Source organism: Nocardia mikamii NBRC 108933 (assembly GCF_001613505.1).
GTDB lineage: Bacteria > Actinomycetota > Actinomycetes > Mycobacteriales > Mycobacteriaceae > Nocardia > Nocardia mikamii.
This window is the reverse complement of sequence record NZ_BDCM01000016.1, coordinates 27,000-43,081: the sequence shown is the minus strand read 5'-3', so window position 1 is coordinate 43,081 and position 16,082 is coordinate 27,000. Positions and strand designations below refer to the sequence as shown.

The window sequence follows — 16,082 nt, the reverse complement described above, 5'->3', positions numbered from 1 at the left end:
GGCTCTCAGGACCTGCCGTTCGGCCGATAGCTGCGCAGCGCCTGCCGCAGAACCGTCAATCGCTGTTCGCGAAAGTCCGTCCGGCCCTGTTCGACAGCGTCCAGCACGTCGAGCGCGGGATCGGCACACGCCCAGAAGCGCAGCTTGTTCTCAGTGACGGGCCCGAGATCCCGTGCGCGACACCGCTGGATCTCGCGCACGAACTCGTGCCCCGCCTCCGGGTACAGGTAGCAGAGGTCGTAGTCGGGGTCACCGATCTCCACATCGCCGAAGTCGATCAGGCCGCTGATCGCGCCGCCGCTGATCAACAGATGATCCAGGCTCATATCGGCATGGATGAGCGTCGGTTCGAAGTCGAAGTTGGCGTCCTCGTCGAGATATCGCTGCCACGCCCCGGACAGCTCCGCCGCCTCGGCCGCGTCCAGCAACGGAAGCACCTCGGCACGAACGGACTTCAGATCCGCGGCGAAATCACCCCGCGGATCGGCGACCTCGACACCGAAGTCCCGGGCGCGCTCCACCGGAAACGAGTGGATCCGTTCGATCAACTCCGCGATCGTCCGCGCCGTATCGGCGCGCAGCAGGCCCCGCTCGGCCCATTCCGCTTCATCGAGCGATTCGCCCGGCACGAGTGGATACACGCAGAACTCGCCGGGCCCCAGCGGATTCGGCGCGGTGAACAGGAATTGCGGAATCGGCACCGGCAGCAGCGGAGCCAATTCCGGAAGCAGCCCGGCCTCGCGGGCGATCCCTTCCGCCCCGTGCGGATCCTGCGGCAGGCGCAGCACGTAGGCATCCCCGGCCGAATCCAGCTGGAGCGCAACGCTGTCCAAACCCGCGCCCAGCAGGCGCAGTGAACCGTCCGCCATTTCCGGCCGGGGCGAGTCCGCGAGAGCATCGCGTACCCGCGCCCGCCAATCGGGAGGAAGTTCCACGCTCGCGCGCATGTCCATGTCCGCATCGTAGAACCGGTGTCCAGCGGTTATCGCCGCCCGGCGGTCCGCGCAGCCGGGCAGGCGGGGTGAGGGCCGTCTAAGATCGGCGGCGTGCCGGAATCCGGGAGCTCAGTACCCGCCTCGGTCCAGGTGTGGCGGGCGCTGCAGCGGGTCTACGTCGACCTGCGCCCGGAACTGGATGCCGAACTGCGCCGTGACCACGGCATGCCCGCCAGCTGGTACGACATGCTCGTGGAACTCGCGGGCACCACCCGTCTGCGGATGAGCGACCTCGGCGAGACCATGGTGCTCAGCCGCACCCGGGTGAGCCGGCTGGTCACCGAATTGGAGGCGCGCGGCCTGGTCACCCGCGAAACCAATCCCGCGGACGGCCGATCGGCGTATGTCGCCATCACCGCGGCCGGGCGGCAGCGGTTGCACGAGGCCACCCCGCATCACCACGCGGTCGTCGATCAGCATTTCGCCGGTCTGGCCGCCGACGAGCTCGGCGCCCTCGCCACCGCCCTGCACAAGGTGCTCGCCGACGACCTCCCGTGACCCGGTCGCGCACAATGGACCGATGTCCGCTCTCTCGACGGTGCTCGATCCGCTTCGGCACACGGCCGGCTATGCCCGCTACTTCCTGAACAAGAGCGCGCGCGACCGCGAGGACGCGCAGGCGCTGCGCGAGCTCGAGGCCCGGCCGCTCACACTGCCGGCCGGTCTGGAGATCGAATGGCTGGGCACCGCCGGATACCGGATGACCTGCGAGGGCGTGACGCTGCTCGTCGATCCGTTCCTCACCCGGGTGCCGCTGTCGACGGTGCTACGCCGCCGCACCGCACTTCCCGATCCCGCATCGATCGACCGCTTCCTGCCGGACCTCGAAACTGTGGTGGGAATCGTTGTCGGACACGGTCATTGGGATCACGCCTTGGACGCCCCCGAGCTCGCGCGCCGCTTCGGCTGCGCGGTCTACGGCTCACGATCGGTGCGTAATCTCATGACTCTGCACGGACTCGGCGAGCGCGGGGTGGAGGTGGAACCCTACCGCCGCTACGAACTCGGGCCGTTCACGGTGACCTTCGTGCCGAGCGTGCATTCGAAGATCCCCTTCGGCACCCGGATCCCGTCCCCCGGCGACACCAGTTGCGAATCCCTGGCCGCGCTGGCGCCGATGGCCTACGGCTGCGGACAGACCTGGGGCATCCACATCGCGGTGGCCGGTGTCGAGATCTATCACCAGGGCAGCGCCGACCTCGTCGACGAGGCGATCCGGCATCGCGACGTCGACATCTTCCTCGCCGGGGTGGCCGGACGCGCGGTGACGCCGGACTACTGGCGCCGGGTGCTGACCCGGCTGCGCCCGGCCACCGTGGTGCCCATGCACTACGACGATTTCCTCCGGCCGCTCGACGCGCCGATGGGCTTCACCGTCGATATCGCCCTGGCCTCGGTGCCCGAGGAGATCGGCGCCGTGAGTCGCGCGATCGACGTGGCCGCCCTGCCGGTGCTCAGTCCTCGCTCCCCCGGCGGCCGATGAGCAGATGAGCCGGAATCGGCTGCCGGTCGATCCGCCGGTGTTCGACCGCCAGCCCGGCTCGTTCCAGCGCCTCCGATACGTCGTCGACCGGCCGCAACCGGAACCCGTGCGCGGTGAACGGCATCCTCGTCATCGCCGCCGGATCCCCGATACCGACCACCACCCGGCCGCCCGGGCGCAGCACGCGCGCCAGCTCCGCGCAGGCCCGGTCCAGATCATCGACGAAATAGACGGTATTCACCGTGATCACCGCGTCCAGGCTCGCCGAGGCGAGCGGTAACTCGGTGAGTCCGCCCTCGACGATCCGCAGCCGGCCGGTGCCGATGTCACGGGTGAAGCGAGCACGGGCTCGCGCCGACATATCCGGAGAGATCTCCACGCCGTGCACGGTCCCGGCATCGCCGACCTCTCGCAGCAGGATCGACAGTCCCACACCGCCGCCGAAACCGATATCGGCCGCGGCCTGCCCCGCGCCCACCTCGGCCGCCTCGACCGCGGCGTCGATGGCGAAGCGATTGGCCCGGTTCAGCATCCGCGCGACCACCTTGCCCAGCACCCCGTGCGGATTGCCCAGCTGCCCGGCGACCGTGGACATAGCGCGCGTGACAAGGGAATTCATGTCACGCATGCTACCGATCCGGAGTGCGCCGCATCGGCGGGCGCGGCTCGCCTGCGGCGCGGATCCACCGCCGGGCCCGGTCGGCGGCCTACTCTGCATCCGTGGACGACTCCGACAATGTGCGCGACACCGGGAGCTGGAAACATCCGCACGAACCGCACGGCGGAGGTTTCGCGTCCCGGCTGAACTGGTTGCGCGCCGGGGTGCTGGGCGCCAACGACGGCATCGTGTCGACCGCGGGCCTGGTGGTGGGCGTCGCCTCGGCCACCGCGGCCACCACGCCCATCCTCACCGCCGGTGTGGCCGGGCTGGTCGCGGGTGCGCTGTCGATGGCGGTCGGCGAATACGTCTCGGTCAGTACCCAGCGCGACAGCGAGCGCGCCCTGCTGTCCCAGGAGAAGCGCGAACTCGCCGAAGACCCCGATTACGAGCTCACCGAATTGACCCAGATCTATCGGCACAAAGGGCTCACGGAGGCGACCGCACGGCAGGTCGCGCGGGAGTTGACCGCGCACGATGCCTTCGCCGCCCACGCCGAGGCCGAATTGGGCCTGGACCCGAACGAGCTGACCAACCCGTGGCAGGCCGCGTTCTCCTCCGCGGTCTCGTTCACCTGCGGCGCTCTGCTGCCGCTGCTCGCGATTCTGCTGCCGCCGCCGACCTGGCGCATTCCGGTGACCTTCGCCGCGGTGCTGGTGGCGCTGGCCGCGACCGGGTCGGTGAGCGCGCGACTGGGCGGCGGGAATCCGCGCCGGGCCGTGCTGCGGGTGGTGATCGGTGGCGCGCTGGCCATGGCGGTGACCTACGGTATCGGCCAGATCCCCGGGGTTTCCACCGGCTAGTCGCGGATTCGGTTGTCGCGCACGATGATTCCCGCCGCTCGCGCGAAGGCGGGAGCCATCTCCATCAGCTGGGGCGTGGTGATGATCGCGCCCTTCAGCGTTCCGATATCGGTGACGAGGTCCAGCGCCGCCGCGCCCCGCAGATCGACATCCTTGAAGGTGGCGCCGTACAGGGCGACGCCTTCGAGCCGCGATCCGGGGAAATCGACCTTCCGGAGTGTGGCGGCGGAGAAGTCGGTGTCGCGGAAGACGCATTCGGCGAAGGTCACGTTCTGCAGGGTGGCCGCGCGGAAGTTCACCGATTCGAATTTGCAGCCCTCGAAACGGATACGGCGCAGCTGCGCGTCGACGGCGACCACACCGGACCACGCGGAGTCGACGAATTCGGCATCCAGCCAACGGGTTTCGCAGGCGTCGATCCCGATCCACCGCACCCCGCGCAGCCAGACGTCGTCGAATCGACAGTGATTCAGACTGCCGCCGCCGAGCACCACACCGGTCAGCGCCGACTCACTGAACCAGGAGCCGCCGGCCGACACCTCGTCGACGGCGGTGGCGTCGAGGTGGACCCGCTCGTACTCGGTATCGGGCGCGAGCGGTTCCAGCAGCGGCGTCAGACTCCGGGCATAGGGCAGTTCGGCGAGGTCGCGAGGCATTCCTGCACCCTAGACATGCGCACCGACAGGTCCACGCCGGCTCAGTTCACGAATTCGTGGTCGGTGCGCACCCTCCCGTCGGGATCGAAGGTCAGCACCTCGAGTCCGGAGCCGGCGACGGTTCCGTCCGCGCGTGAGCGCATCACCCAGGTCAGCGCCACAGCGGCCCCGGCGTGCCGAACCGGCCGGCCCTCGGCTTCGAAGAAGTGCTCACCATCGGCGACGAACATCTCGTACGCCCGGGTGACGCGGGCGAACATCGCGTCGTAGCCGCGTACCTCGACCGCCGGGGCGGACACCCCGTAGTGGCGGGCGGTATCGCGAATGCCCTCGGGCGGGTTGACCAGGATCTGATAGCCGTCCTCGGCCCAGACCTCGCGGATCAGCTCGCGGCGCCGGTCGGCATCGGCTTCGTTCCACTGGCCGATCCAGCGGTCGAGCAGATTCTTCAGTTCGATATCGGTGGGTTCGTAGCTCATGCCGCCGAGTCTGTCCGCCGGCGCGCACTCGCGCGATTCCCCGCAGGGTATGGCGGAGCGCCGCGCCGAAGCCGACGATGATCCCATGACGACAGTCGCGCAACCGGGCCCCTTCGCACAGGAACTGCGACGCTGGCGAGTGCTGCGGCGGTGGAGCCAACTCGATCTGGCCATCCGCGCCGACACCACGCAACGCCACCTCAGTTATCTCGAACAAGGTCGGTCCCGGCCGGGTCGCGCCATCGTGCTGCGGCTGGCCGAATCGCTGGAACTGTCGCTGCGCGAACGCAACGCGCTGCTGGCGACGGCCGGCTACACCCCCGCCTACGACGAATCCGGCGTCGACGCACCGCACTTGGCTCCGGTACGCGAGGCGCTGCGCACGATCCTGTCCGGGCATATGCCCTATCCGGCACTGATCGCCGACCGCTACGGGAGCCTGATCGAGGCGAACGCCGCGTTCGACGTCTTCACCGACGGCTGTGCGCCCGAACTGCTCACCGCGCCGATCAATGTGCGCCGCTTGGCATTACATCCGGACGGCCTGGCGCCGCGGGTGGTCAACTTCGCCGAATGGGGACGGCATGTCACCGAATCCATGCGGGCGCGCAACCGCACCTCACCGGACCCGCGCGCCGAGGAACTGGTCGCCGAGTTCGAGGGCTATCTCCCGGAGACCGACCCCGGGCCCGGCTACCTCGGCTTCGCGGTGCCGCTGCGATTGCGCAGTGAGGCCGGTGAATTGCGATTGATCACCACGCTCACCTCGTTCGCCACCGCCACCGACGTCTCACTGGCCGAACTGCATCTCGAGGCCTTCCTGCCCGCCGACGAGACCACAGCCGAAGTGCTCCGGCAGCGCGCGGGGTGAACTGCCGCCGACGATCGGCGGGCTTCGGAAGCTAGTGCACCGGTTCGAAATCCACGCGGCCGTCTTCGGTCACCGCGTAGATCCCCGAGGCCAGATCCAGCGCGACCACGGTCCGCGCCGCGGCCTCGGCGATATGAATGCGCGGCGGATCGGGCCGGTCCGCGTTCTCGGGATAGTAGGTGCCGGGACCGTAGAACTGGCCGTAGCGCAGGACGACGCCACGGACGCCGAGCACCGCATCCTCCAGGAATTGTTTGGCGGCCTGTCCCTCTCCGGTCATCTCCCACGCGACACTCTGGGCGAGAAAGCGTTTCGCGCCCGCCGCCTGTGCCGCGGCGAGCAGGTTGGCCGTGCCCTCGCGGCGCATCCGCGAATTCGCCGCCCGGCCGGCGGGCAGATCGGCGGGATCGTCGGGCAGGTCGGTGAGCTGATGCATCACCAGATCGGGCGCGAAATCGCGCACCGCCTGTTCCAGCGCCGCCGCGTCGTAGACATCGCAGACGACGGGCCGGGCGCCGAAACCGGTCAGCATCGATACCTTCGACTCCGAGCGCGTGAGCCCGGCGACCTCGAATCCGGCCGAGACCAGCAGGGGTGTCAGTCGGGCGCCCAGCACTCCGGTCGCGCCTGCCACAAAGATTCGCACGACCGATCACGATAATCGCCCGGCGCCGGTCGGGCGGTTCGACACTCTCGACCGACCCGGCCCCGCACCCCATCACCCAAGAGAAAACTCTTGCCGGGCGATACTCGTAGACGTATATTCGTAGACGAGTAAGGAGGTGCGGGCGGTGCCCAAGAAGCGAAAAGTCGCCAATCTGCTGGCCCTGGCGGTCCTGGCGACGCTGATCGAACGTCCCATGCACCGCTACGAGATCGCGGCCCAGATGCGCGAACGCGGCAAGGACCGCGATATGGACATCAAGTGGGGATCGCTCTACACGGTCGTGCAGAATCTCGAGAAGCACGGATTCGTCGAGGTCATCGGCAGCGAGCGCGACGGCGCCCGGCCCGAGCGGACGATCTACCGGCTGACCGACGCCGGCCGCGCCGAGGCCGAGGACTGGATCCGCGAACTGATCTCGACCCCCGAACCCGAACCCCATCGGTTCGTGGCGGGCCTGTCCGTGGTGGCCCTGCTGCCGCCGGACGAGGTGATCCCGCTGCTCGACGAACGCACCCGGCTGCTCGCCGCGGAGATCGCCGTGCGGCGTCGCGAAATCGAGGAGCAGACCCGGTTCCTGCCCCGGCTCTTCCTGGTCGAGGCCGAATTCGGCGTGGCGATGCTCGAGGCCGAGGCGGCATGGGTCGCCGAACTGCGCACCGAACTCGCCTCCGGCATCTTTCCCGACATCGATTTCTGGCGGCGCGCCCACTCGGAGCAGATTCCCCCCGCCGAGATCGCCGCGATGGTGGAAGGAGGGACGTTCCGACAGCCGACCGACGACTGAAATCCAGGACGAGAACCACGATACGAACCGGGCCCGGCGAAGTGCGGCAACACCGCGCCGAGCCCGATCCACCTACCTCTCGAACCGCATTCACGCAGGCGAACCCAGCCCGAGTATGGCAACTTCAGGATAACTGGGCAGCGCGTGCGCGGATCGGATCGGGTTCAGCCACTCGAGGAGAATTCCCATGTCCGCAGTCACATCCGCCCTCGTCATCGGAGGCGGCGTCGCCGGCCCCGTCGCCGCCACCGCCCTGCGCGCGGCCGGGATCGAGGCCACCGTCTACGAGGCCTATCCGGGACCCGCCTACAACATCGGCAGCGCCCTCGGGTTCGCCCCCAACGGCCTGGCCGCCCTGGACGTCATCGGCGCCGGCGATGCCGTGCGCGCGATCGCACTGCCGATCCGCCGCATGGTGATGTCGATGGGCCACAAGGACATCGAGCTGCCCACAGCCGCCGGCCTGGAACCGTTGCACGCGATCGACCGCAGCGATCTGCACCAGGTGCTGCACGATCATGCCGTCGCTGCCGGTGTGGCCGTCGAATATTCCAAGCGCCTGGTCGGCGTCGAGGAACATCGTGACGGTGTGACCGCTCGATTCGCCGACGGATCCACCGCCACCGCCGACATCATCGTCGGCGCCGACGGCATCAAATCGCGTGTACGCACGCTCATCGATCCGAACGCCCCGGGTGCCGACTACACCGGCATGCTCGGATTCGGCGCCTACACCGAATGCTCGGCTCCGGTCCCCCCGGAAACCATGGTGTTCGCCTACGGCCGCAACGCCTACTACCTGTACTGGCCCATGCCCGACGGCCGGATCGCGTGGGGCGCGAATCTGCCGCAGAAGCAATACCTCTCGCTGACCGAGGCTCGGGAGGTTCCGGCCGAACAGTGGTTGCGGACGTTGCGCGAGGTCTACGCCGACGACACTCCCGGCGCCGAGCTGGTACGCAACACGCCGCCGGAAGAGCTGGTCGTCACCGGCGGCCTGCACATCATGCCGCCGGTGCCGCATTGGTATCGCGACCGTATGGTCCTGGTCGGTGACGCGGTACACGCGCCGTCCAACAGCACCGGCCAGGGAGCGTCACTGGCCATCGAGAGCGCGGTGCAGCTGGCTCGATGCCTGCGCGATTTCGATTCGCCGGCAACGGCTTTCGCCGCGTACGAGCGAATTCGCCGTCCCCGGGTGGAGAAGGTCGCGGCTCGCGGGGCCAAGATCAACCAGTCGAAGACCGTCGGCCCGGTGATGCGCCGGATGATGCCGCTGGTCATGCCGCTGGCAACCAAACTCTTCAAGATGGAAGAGGTCATGGCACGCGAACAGAGCTACACCATCGACTGGGACGCACCGGTCGACGAGCGGGCCGAACTCGCTGCCGCGTGAGCGTATCGCCCTGTAGTGCGAGGTAATTCGGAGCAGCGCCGCGGCGGGCGGTGATCACACCGTCAGCCGCAGCGCCTCCGGTCGTTCCACTTCCTCCAGCAATTTCGCCGCGATGTTGTCCAGCGCCCGGTCGAAAAGTGCGCGATCTTCCGGGTCGGCGCAATCCCAATCGTCGAGATAGCGGCACAGCCACTCGCGCCAGGCGGCGAGAATGCGGTCGTATTCCGCCTGGCCGCTCGCGGTCAATTCCATTCGGTCGCCGTCCACTTCGATGTGGCCGGATCGAATGGCCTTGTCGTACACCGGTTCCAGCACTTCCGGCGGCATCCAGTGCGCACGGGCCACGGCTGCCAGATCCGCCGATCCGCGGGCGCGCTGCAACATCTTCACCTGCCCGATGGCCCAGGCCTGATCCCGGCCGAGCGGGCTGTCGGCGGCCGCCAGGATCCGCGGGTCGGGCAGCTCGTCGTCGCGCAGTTTGCGCAGCACGTTCGCCAGCGAATGTTCCAGGCGGACAGCGCGATCCGGGGAATCGGGCACCGAGAAACCGCCGCCCACATCGGCCGCCTCCGCGCGGACGCTGTCGCGCAGCGGCACCTGCTTCAGGAACCACGCCACGACGAAGCCGACCACGGCCACCGGCACCACCCAGCGGAAGACGTAGTCGATGGTGTCGGCATAGGCGTCGATGATCGGGATCGCCTGGGCGTACGGAAGCTGGTGCAGCAGTTGCGGACTCTGCGCCACCGCGGGCGGCACCCCGGGCACCTCGGTGAGCGCCTGGCGCAGATTCGGTTCCAGCTGATTGCTGTAGAGCGTGCCGAAGATCGCGGTGCCGAAGGTCGACCCGACGGTCCGGAAGAAGGTCACACCCGAGGTGGCGGTGCCCAGGTCCTGATACGGGACGGTGTTCTGCACGACGATCGTCAGCACCTGCATCGCCAGGCCGATGCCCAGACCCAGGATCAGCATGTACAGCGATTGCAGCCAGAAGCCCGTGGTCCGGCCCATGGTCGACATCAGATACAGCCCCACCGCCATGACCGCGGTACCGGCCACCGGGAAATACTTGTAGTAACCGGTCCGGCCGACCACCTGCCCGGAGATGATCGAGGTGGTGAACAGGCCGACCACCAACGGCAACGTGCGCAGTCCGGACGCGGTGGCCGAAACACCGTTGACGTATTGCAGATAGGCCGGCAGATAGGTCATCGCGCCGAGCATCGCGAAGCCGACGATGAAGCTGAGGATCGAACAGACGGTGAAGACGTTGCTGCGGAACAGATGCATCGGCAGCATCGGCTCGGCCGCGCGCGTCTCGACGAAGACGAACGCGGCCAGCAGCACGACCGCGGCCGCGAACAGTCCGATGATCGTCGCCGAACCCCACGGATATTCCTGGCCACCCCATTCCAGTCCCAGGATCAGACAGCTGACACCGATCGCGACCAGCGCGATGCCGGCATAGTCGACCACCGGCCGCACCGCCGCGCGGATCGACGGAATCGCCCGCGCCGCAACGGCGATCATCAGAATCGCCAGCGGCACGTTCACGTAGAAGCACCAACGCCAGCTGGCATGGTCGGTGAACAGCCCGCCCAGCGTCGGGCCGACCACGGTGGTGATGCCGAAGACCGCGCCCAGCGCACCCTGATATTTGCCCCGGTCACGCAGCGGGATCACATCGGCGATCAGCGCCATCGAGGTCACCATCAACCCGCCCGCGCCGACGCCCTGGATACCGCGCGCGACGATCAGCAGCGTCATACCGTGGGCGAGCCCCGCCACCATGGAGCCGATGATGAAGATGAGGCCACTGAGCTGGAAGATCAGTTTGCGGCCGAACAGGTCGCCGAATTTGCCGGCCAGCGCGGTGGCGACCGCCTCGGCCAGCAGATATGCCGTCACCACCCAGGCCATATGCCCAGCGCCGCCCAGGTCGGCGACGATGGTGGGCAACGCGGTCGACACGATGGTCTGATCCAGCGCGGCCATCAACATTCCCAGCACCACGGTGAGGAAGACGACATTGGCGCGGGTATGACTCACGGGTGCGGGCGATTCGGCGACTGCGGCAACACCGGACATTAGCTCAGTATGTGCCCTGAGCCCGATTCGGTCGGCGCAACACGGCAATACGCCAGTTCGCTCGCCGACACCGCAAATCCCTGGCACTCAAATCGGGGTACGCCGAGACCGCGATCGATACCCTGAGGACACTGTGACAGAACCCTACCGCCGGAACTTACTCTGGAGTAAGGTCAGGCGGTGAGGATGCGACGAGGCTCCTTCCCCCAAACGGTAAACAGTGAGGTCTCACCATGGCGTGGAATCCCAGCGAGATCCCGGCGCAGCACGGACGCACGTTCGTGATCACCGGGGCCAACGGCGGTATCGGCAAGCACACCACCCGGGCCCTGGCCGCCAAGGGGGCGACCGTGATCATGGCCTGCCGTAATACCTCGACCGCACAGCAGGTCGCCGACGGTATCGACGGGGACGTCCGGGTATCCGCACTGGATCTGGCCGACCTCGCATCGATTCGCGAATTCGCCGAGCGCACCGGGGAATTCGATGTGTTGATCAACAACGCGGGCCTGATGAACATCCCCTTCTCGCGCACCGTGGACGGATTCGAAACCCAGTGGGGGGTCAACCATCTCGGACACTTCGCGCTGACCGGACTGCTGCTGGACCGCATCGGCGACCGGGTGATCAGCCTCGCCAGTATCGCGCACCGGCAGACCCCGAAGTTGTGGATCGATGATCTCAACTACGAGAACCGCCGCTACCAGCGCAACCTCGCCTATGCCCAGTCGAAGTTGTCGAATCTGATGTTCGCCCGGGAACTACAGCGCCGGCTGGCCGAATCGGGATCCGCCACACGGTCCTACGCCGTACACCCCGGTGTCTCGCCCACCGATCTGTTCACCCGTACCGAGACCCCGCTCGACAAGGTGGCCAAGCCCTTCATCGCCCTGGCCGGGCACTCACCGCGCAAGGCCGCCGAGTCGAGCCTCTTCGCGGCCACCGTGCCGGACGCCGATCCGAACATCTACTGGGGGCCGACGCTGCTGTTCGGTTCCCGCGGTCCGGTCCGGCCCTCACCGTCGAGCTCGCTGTCGAAGAACACCGATCTGCAGCGGCGGCTGTGGGAGGAATCCGAGCGGCTGACCGGCGTCACCTACAAATTCTGACCAGCGGAGATCGCCGGGCACCTCACACTACGGGCCGTGTAGTAGACCGGGTACCGTGGTAGGCGTGTCCGCACCACATCGTCGCCCGGCTCTGATCATCTTGGTGGTCGTGGCCGCGCTGGCCTGTCTGGGGCTGGGCTGGTGGCAGTGGGGCCGGTTCGAATCCTCGTCCGGAACCGCGCAGAACCTCGGCTACGCGCTGCAATGGCCGCTGTTCGCCGGATTCGTGGTCTTCGCCTACTTCCGGTTCGTGCGGCTCGAGCGCGAGACCGTCGCCCAGAACACCGAGGCGCCGGCGACCGCCGAGCCATCGAGCCCGGCCGAATCCGCGACCCCGGCCCGGCGAACGGCCAAGCGGTCGGCCCCGCGCGAGATCCCGGCCGGGATCCTGCCCGAACGCCCGACCGCCGCACGCGACGACGATCCGGTGCTGGCCGAATACAACAAATATCTTGCCGATCTGCACGCACAGGATGTGCGCGAGCGGATGCACGCCGTGGGGCTCGACGGCCCCGACACCGAGAGGAGAGCCGGTTGAGCGCCGACCACCCCACCACCCCGGCCGCCACCACCACACCGGCACCGGCCGCCACGCCGGCCCCCGTGGCCCGCGACACCGGCCGCATCCGCTCGGCACTGACCCGCTACCGCGTGCTCGCCTACATCACCGGTGTCTGGCTGTTGCTGTTGTGCGCGGAGATGGTCTACAAGTACCTGCTGCTCGATGACAGCAGCAAGGCGCCGCACTGGCTGTTCTACGTCGGCCAGATCCACGGCATCTTCTACATGCTGTACCTGGTGTTCACTATCGACCTGGGCATCAAGACGCGCTGGAAACCTCTCACGCTGGTGATCACCGCGCTGGCCGGCACCATCCCGTTCCTGTCCTTCGTCTGCGAGCACTACCGCACCCGGCAGGTCCGAGCCGAGTTCCTGAGCTGAGCCGCTGAGCCGCCTCTCCGCGTCTCTGGGCCAGACTCAGGCGCGGACTCGCCCGCGTTGGCGGGCGGCGGTAGTCGGGTGTCGTGTCAGCCCGTACCCGACGAGTTCCCCATGTGCTCGCGTAATCAGGTGTCTCGTGCCGCACCGTTGTCCGAGCGCCGTGCGTTGCGACTCGAAGAGCGCTCAGGACTTCGCCAGGTCTGCCAGTGCGGGGAGCAGGGCGCGAAGGGCCCGGCCGCGGTGGGAGGCCGCGTCCTTGTCCGCCGGGGTGAGCTGGGCCGCCGAGACCGTTCCGCCGTCCGGGACGAACAGCGGGTCGTAGCCGAAACCGCCGTCGCCGACCGGCTTTCGCGCGATCGTGCCCGGCCATTCGCCGATCGTGACGACCTCGCGGCCGTCGGCGACCAGCGCGCAGGCCGAGACGAAGCGGGCGCCGCGGCGGTCGTCGGGGACGTCTCCCAGCTGGGCGAGCAGCAGGTCGTTGTTCGCCGCGTCGTCGCCGTGGCGGCCCGACCAGCGCGCGGACAGCACGCCGGGCATACCGTTGAGAGCGTCGACGGCGAGGCCGGAATCGTCTGCCACACAAGGCAATCCGGTGGCCGCAGCGCCGTCGCGAGCCTTGGCGAGAGCGTTCTCCTCGAACGTCGCACCCGTTTCGGGGGCCTCCGGGAACGGCGGCACCTCGTCCAGGCCGATGATCTCGAGACCCGCGACTCCGGCCTCGTCGAGGATGCGGCGCAATTCGCCGAGCTTCTTGGCGTTGCGGCTGGCCACCAGTACCCGCCGCGCCATTACTTCCTCTTCTCGCCCGGCTCGGGCAGCTGCCCCGGATACGGCAGCGCGAGCGCCTGCTTCTGCACCTCGAACAGCTGCTCGCAGCCGGCCAGTGCCGAATCCAGCAGCTTGTCCAGGGTGGAGCGCGGGAAGGTGGCGCCCTCTCCGGTGCCCTGGATCTCGACCAGGGTGCCGGTATCGGTCGCGACCACGTTCATATCGACCTCGGCGCGCGAATCCTCCTCGTACGGCAGGTCCAGGCGCACCCGACCGTCGACCACGCCGACGCTGACCGCGGCGATCATGCACGAGATCGGCTGCGGGTCGGCCAGGCGGCCGGCGGCGGCCAGGTAGGTGATCGCGTCCGACAGCGCCACGTAGGCGCCGGTGATCGCGGCGGTGCGGGTACCGCCGTCGGCCTGCAGGACGTCGCAGTCGAGGGCGATGGTGTTCTCGCCGATCGCGGCCAGGTCGATGCACGCCCGCAACGACCGGCCGACCAGACGGCTGATCTCCTGGGTGCGCCCGCCGACCCTGCCCTTCACCGACTCGCGCCCGCTGCGGGTATGGGTGGCGGCCGGTAGCATCGCGTATTCGGCTGTGAGCCAGCCCAATCCGGAATCACGCCGCCACGGGGGCACCCCCTCGGTGACGCTCGCGGTGCACATCACCCGCGTCTGACCGAATTCGACCAGTACCGAACCCGCCGGATGCGTGGTGAATCCCCGGGTGATCCTTACCTCGCGGAGTTCGTCGTCCGCTCTGCCATCGGCTCGTCTAGACACAACGCCAGCCTAAGGGATGGGTACGACGCCCCTCCCCCGGCGGGGCATCGACATCTGCGCCCCGGCGGGGTGGGTGCTCAGATTTCGATGACCTCACCCGGCGAGACCGCGTGCACGGGTCCGCTGAACTGCTCCTTGGCCTCCGCGATGACATCCTCGCGCGAGGTCCACGGTGGAATGTGCGTGAGCAGCAGTTCACCGACACCCGCACGCGCGGCGATCATTCCGGCCTCGGTACCCGAAAGATGAATGCCCGGTGGGCGATTGGCCGGATCGTGGGTCCACGAGGCCTCCGAGAGCAGCACATCGGCGCCCTCCGCGAGTTCGAATACGGCGGGGCACAATGCGGTATCACCCGTGTAGACCAGGGTCCGGCCGGCGGCGGTGGTGATGCGCAGGCCGTAGGACTCCGGCGGGTGGTACATCCGTCGGGCGACCACCGTATGGCCGGGACCGAAACGCACCTCGGCGCCCTCCTCCCAGGGACGCATATCGATCACGTCGGACCAGTCGTCGCATTCGCCGCCGATCTCGGCCGAGGCGTTGCCGATCCGCAGCGCCGAATCCGAGGGCCCCTGCACGATGGCCTTCCCGGTCGGCGGTTTCGGGTGATACCGCCGCCACACCAGCAATCCGGGCAGGTCCAGGCAGTGATCGGCGTGCAGGTGGGTGAGAAAGATGTCGACCTCGCCGGGGTCCAGGTAGCGCTGCAACGCGCCCAGCACACCGGGACCGAAATCGATCACGGTGGGAGTCATATCCGGACCGGTCAGCAAATAGCCCGACGCAGGGGAATCCGGGCCGGACACACTGCCCGAACACCCGAGGACGGTGAGTCGCATTCCCCCATGCTGCCACGCTGCATTCTCACTCAACTGGGGATCCCCCAAATCGCCGGCCGAGTTCCGCAGTCACCCCGACGATGCGAGGCGGCCGGCACTCTCCCCGCGACGATGACGACGTTCATTCGATGAGAGTACCCAGCCGGCCAGCAGTCCACCCAACGCACCGAAAAGATGTCCTTGCCAAGAGATTCCGGGCTGGCCGGGCAGTACACCCCACAGAATCGAGCCGTACAGCAGACCCACGACGACACCCACCAGGATCTGCCACAGGTTGCGGGTGAACAGGCCGCGCGAGATCAGATAGGTGAGCCAGCCGAACACCAGCACCGAGGCGCCGATGTGCACCGAACCACTCGCCCCGGTGAGCCAGGTGCCGACCCCGGCCACGACCCAGACGATCGCGGTGGCGGCCAGTCCGCGGCCGATCCCGGTGAGCAGCGTCAGCAGTCCCAGCACGATCACCGGCAGGGTGTTGCCGATCAGATGCGCCCAGTTCGCGTGCAGCACGGGGGCGAAGACGACGCCCTCCAGCCCCTCGGCCGTCCGGGGCCGCACCCCCGCACCGTCGAGGTCGTGATGCGAGACGGTGTCGACTCCCTCGACCGCGTACAGCAACGCCACGAAAGTGAGGGTCATCGCAATCGCCCTCTGCCACAACAACTTCAGCGCGGCGGTACGTCCAGGCTCCGACGCGGATGCCAGCGGGGCCGGGCCGGGAGGGGGCGAGGGGAACGGCGAGCCCGACGG

Annotated in this window: 19 protein-coding genes; 9 read left to right on the top strand and 10 right to left on the bottom strand. The window is 68.2% G+C overall.

What is annotated here, in order from left to right; all coding sequences use genetic code 11:
• Positions 1–5: 5 nt before the first annotated feature.
• Positions 6–953 (bottom strand): phosphotransferase, encoded by a 948-nt coding sequence (locus NMI01S_RS26045; protein WP_063001349.1) that lies wholly within the window; start codon positions 951–953, stop codon positions 6–8.
• 93 nt (positions 954–1,046) lie between these two features.
• On the opposite strand from NMI01S_RS26045, the gene NMI01S_RS26040 reads away from it, so the two are divergent.
• Together NMI01S_RS26040 and NMI01S_RS26035 are read left to right on the top strand one after the other, a co-directional pair.
• Positions 1,047–1,493, top strand: coding sequence for a MarR family winged helix-turn-helix transcriptional regulator (locus tag NMI01S_RS26040; RefSeq protein ID WP_063920868.1), 447 nt, complete (start codon positions 1,047–1,049; stop codon positions 1,491–1,493).
• A 22-nt stretch (positions 1,494–1,515) separates the two neighbouring features.
• Positions 1,516–2,478, top strand: coding sequence for an MBL fold metallo-hydrolase (locus tag NMI01S_RS26035; RefSeq protein WP_245717027.1), 963 nt, complete (start codon positions 1,516–1,518; stop codon positions 2,476–2,478).
• Here NMI01S_RS26035 and NMI01S_RS26030 read toward each other — a convergent pair.
• Positions 2,450–3,097 (bottom strand): class I SAM-dependent methyltransferase, encoded by a 648-nt coding sequence (locus NMI01S_RS26030; RefSeq protein WP_063001348.1) that lies wholly within the window; start codon positions 3,095–3,097, stop codon positions 2,450–2,452. The two genes, NMI01S_RS26035 and NMI01S_RS26030, sit on opposite strands and share 29 nt — an antisense overlap.
• A gap of 101 nt (positions 3,098–3,198) precedes the next feature.
• On the opposite strand from NMI01S_RS26030, the gene NMI01S_RS26025 reads away from it, so the two are divergent.
• Positions 3,199–3,939 (top strand): VIT1/CCC1 transporter family protein, encoded by a 741-nt coding sequence (locus NMI01S_RS26025; protein WP_063001347.1) that lies wholly within the window; start codon positions 3,199–3,201, stop codon positions 3,937–3,939.
• On the opposite strand, the gene NMI01S_RS26020 is transcribed toward NMI01S_RS26025, so the two are convergent.
• Both NMI01S_RS26020 and NMI01S_RS26015 read right to left on the bottom strand, forming a co-directional pair.
• Positions 3,936–4,595 carry a pentapeptide repeat-containing protein gene (locus NMI01S_RS26020; protein ID WP_063001346.1) on the bottom strand — a complete coding sequence of 220 codons (660 nt, stop codon included), beginning with the start codon at positions 4,593–4,595 and terminating at the stop codon, positions 3,936–3,938. The genes NMI01S_RS26025 and NMI01S_RS26020 overlap by 4 nt on opposite strands.
• A gap of 41 nt (positions 4,596–4,636) precedes the next feature.
• The gene (locus tag NMI01S_RS26015) at positions 4,637–5,074 is read right to left on the bottom strand and encodes a hypothetical protein (protein WP_063001345.1); all 438 of its coding nucleotides are present in this window, start codon (positions 5,072–5,074) and stop codon (positions 4,637–4,639) included.
• 85 nt (positions 5,075–5,159) lie between these two features.
• Here NMI01S_RS26015 and NMI01S_RS26010 point away from each other — a divergent pair, with 85 nt between their 5' ends.
• Positions 5,160–5,945 (top strand): helix-turn-helix domain-containing protein, encoded by a 786-nt coding sequence (locus tag NMI01S_RS26010; protein WP_063001467.1) that lies wholly within the window; start codon positions 5,160–5,162, stop codon positions 5,943–5,945.
• 31 nt (positions 5,946–5,976) lie between these two features.
• Here the strand turns inward: NMI01S_RS26010 and NMI01S_RS26005 are convergent, their stop codons facing one another.
• Positions 5,977–6,591, bottom strand: coding sequence for an NAD-dependent epimerase/dehydratase family protein (locus NMI01S_RS26005; protein ID WP_063001344.1), 615 nt, complete (start codon positions 6,589–6,591; stop codon positions 5,977–5,979).
• 145 nt (positions 6,592–6,736) lie between these two features.
• On the opposite strand from NMI01S_RS26005, the gene NMI01S_RS26000 reads away from it, so the two are divergent.
• Positions 6,737–7,396: a PadR family transcriptional regulator gene (locus NMI01S_RS26000; RefSeq protein WP_063001466.1), complete on the top strand. Its 660-nt coding sequence runs from the start codon at positions 6,737–6,739 to the stop codon at positions 7,394–7,396.
• Between the two features lie 187 nt (positions 7,397–7,583).
• Positions 7,584–8,792 (top strand): FAD-dependent oxidoreductase, encoded by a 1,209-nt coding sequence (locus NMI01S_RS25995; protein ID WP_063001343.1) that lies wholly within the window; start codon positions 7,584–7,586, stop codon positions 8,790–8,792.
• A 54-nt stretch (positions 8,793–8,846) separates the two neighbouring features.
• Here the strand turns inward: NMI01S_RS25995 and NMI01S_RS25990 are convergent, their stop codons facing one another.
• Positions 8,847–10,880, bottom strand: coding sequence for an MDR family MFS transporter (locus NMI01S_RS25990; protein WP_063001342.1), 2,034 nt, complete (start codon positions 10,878–10,880; stop codon positions 8,847–8,849).
• Positions 10,881–11,113: 233 nt separating this feature from the next.
• Here NMI01S_RS25990 and NMI01S_RS25985 point away from each other — a divergent pair, with 233 nt between their 5' ends.
• From NMI01S_RS25985 to NMI01S_RS25975, 3 genes are all read left to right on the top strand, one after another.
• Positions 11,114–11,989, top strand: coding sequence for an oxidoreductase (locus NMI01S_RS25985; RefSeq protein ID WP_063001341.1), 876 nt, complete (start codon positions 11,114–11,116; stop codon positions 11,987–11,989).
• Positions 11,990–12,053: 64 nt separating this feature from the next.
• The gene (locus tag NMI01S_RS25980) at positions 12,054–12,527 is read left to right on the top strand and encodes a transcriptional regulator (RefSeq protein WP_084513274.1); all 474 of its coding nucleotides are present in this window, start codon (positions 12,054–12,056) and stop codon (positions 12,525–12,527) included.
• Positions 12,524–12,931, top strand: coding sequence for a DUF3817 domain-containing protein (locus NMI01S_RS25975; RefSeq protein ID WP_084513273.1), 408 nt, complete (start codon positions 12,524–12,526; stop codon positions 12,929–12,931). The genes NMI01S_RS25980 and NMI01S_RS25975 overlap by 4 nt, the downstream gene beginning before the upstream one ends.
• Before the next feature lie 183 nt (positions 12,932–13,114).
• Here NMI01S_RS25975 and NMI01S_RS25970 read toward each other — a convergent pair whose 3' ends face one another.
• From NMI01S_RS25970 to NMI01S_RS25955, 4 genes are all read right to left on the bottom strand, one after another.
• On the bottom strand, positions 13,115–13,723 hold the full coding sequence (locus NMI01S_RS25970) for a non-canonical purine NTP pyrophosphatase (RefSeq protein ID WP_063001339.1): 609 nt from the start codon (positions 13,721–13,723) through the stop codon (positions 13,115–13,117).
• Entirely contained in the window at positions 13,723–14,490 is a 768-nt protein-coding gene (rph, locus tag NMI01S_RS25965; RefSeq protein ID WP_039776842.1) for a ribonuclease PH, read from the bottom strand. The genes NMI01S_RS25970 and rph overlap by 1 nt, the downstream gene beginning before the upstream one ends.
• 77 nt (positions 14,491–14,567) lie before the next feature.
• Entirely contained in the window at positions 14,568–15,332 is a 765-nt protein-coding gene (locus tag NMI01S_RS25960; RefSeq protein WP_063001338.1) for a cyclic nucleotide-degrading phosphodiesterase, read from the bottom strand.
• A 69-nt stretch (positions 15,333–15,401) separates the two neighbouring features.
• Positions 15,402–16,037, bottom strand: coding sequence for a rhomboid family intramembrane serine protease (locus NMI01S_RS25955; protein WP_063001464.1), 636 nt, complete (start codon positions 16,035–16,037; stop codon positions 15,402–15,404).
• Positions 16,038–16,082 lie beyond the last annotated feature (45 nt).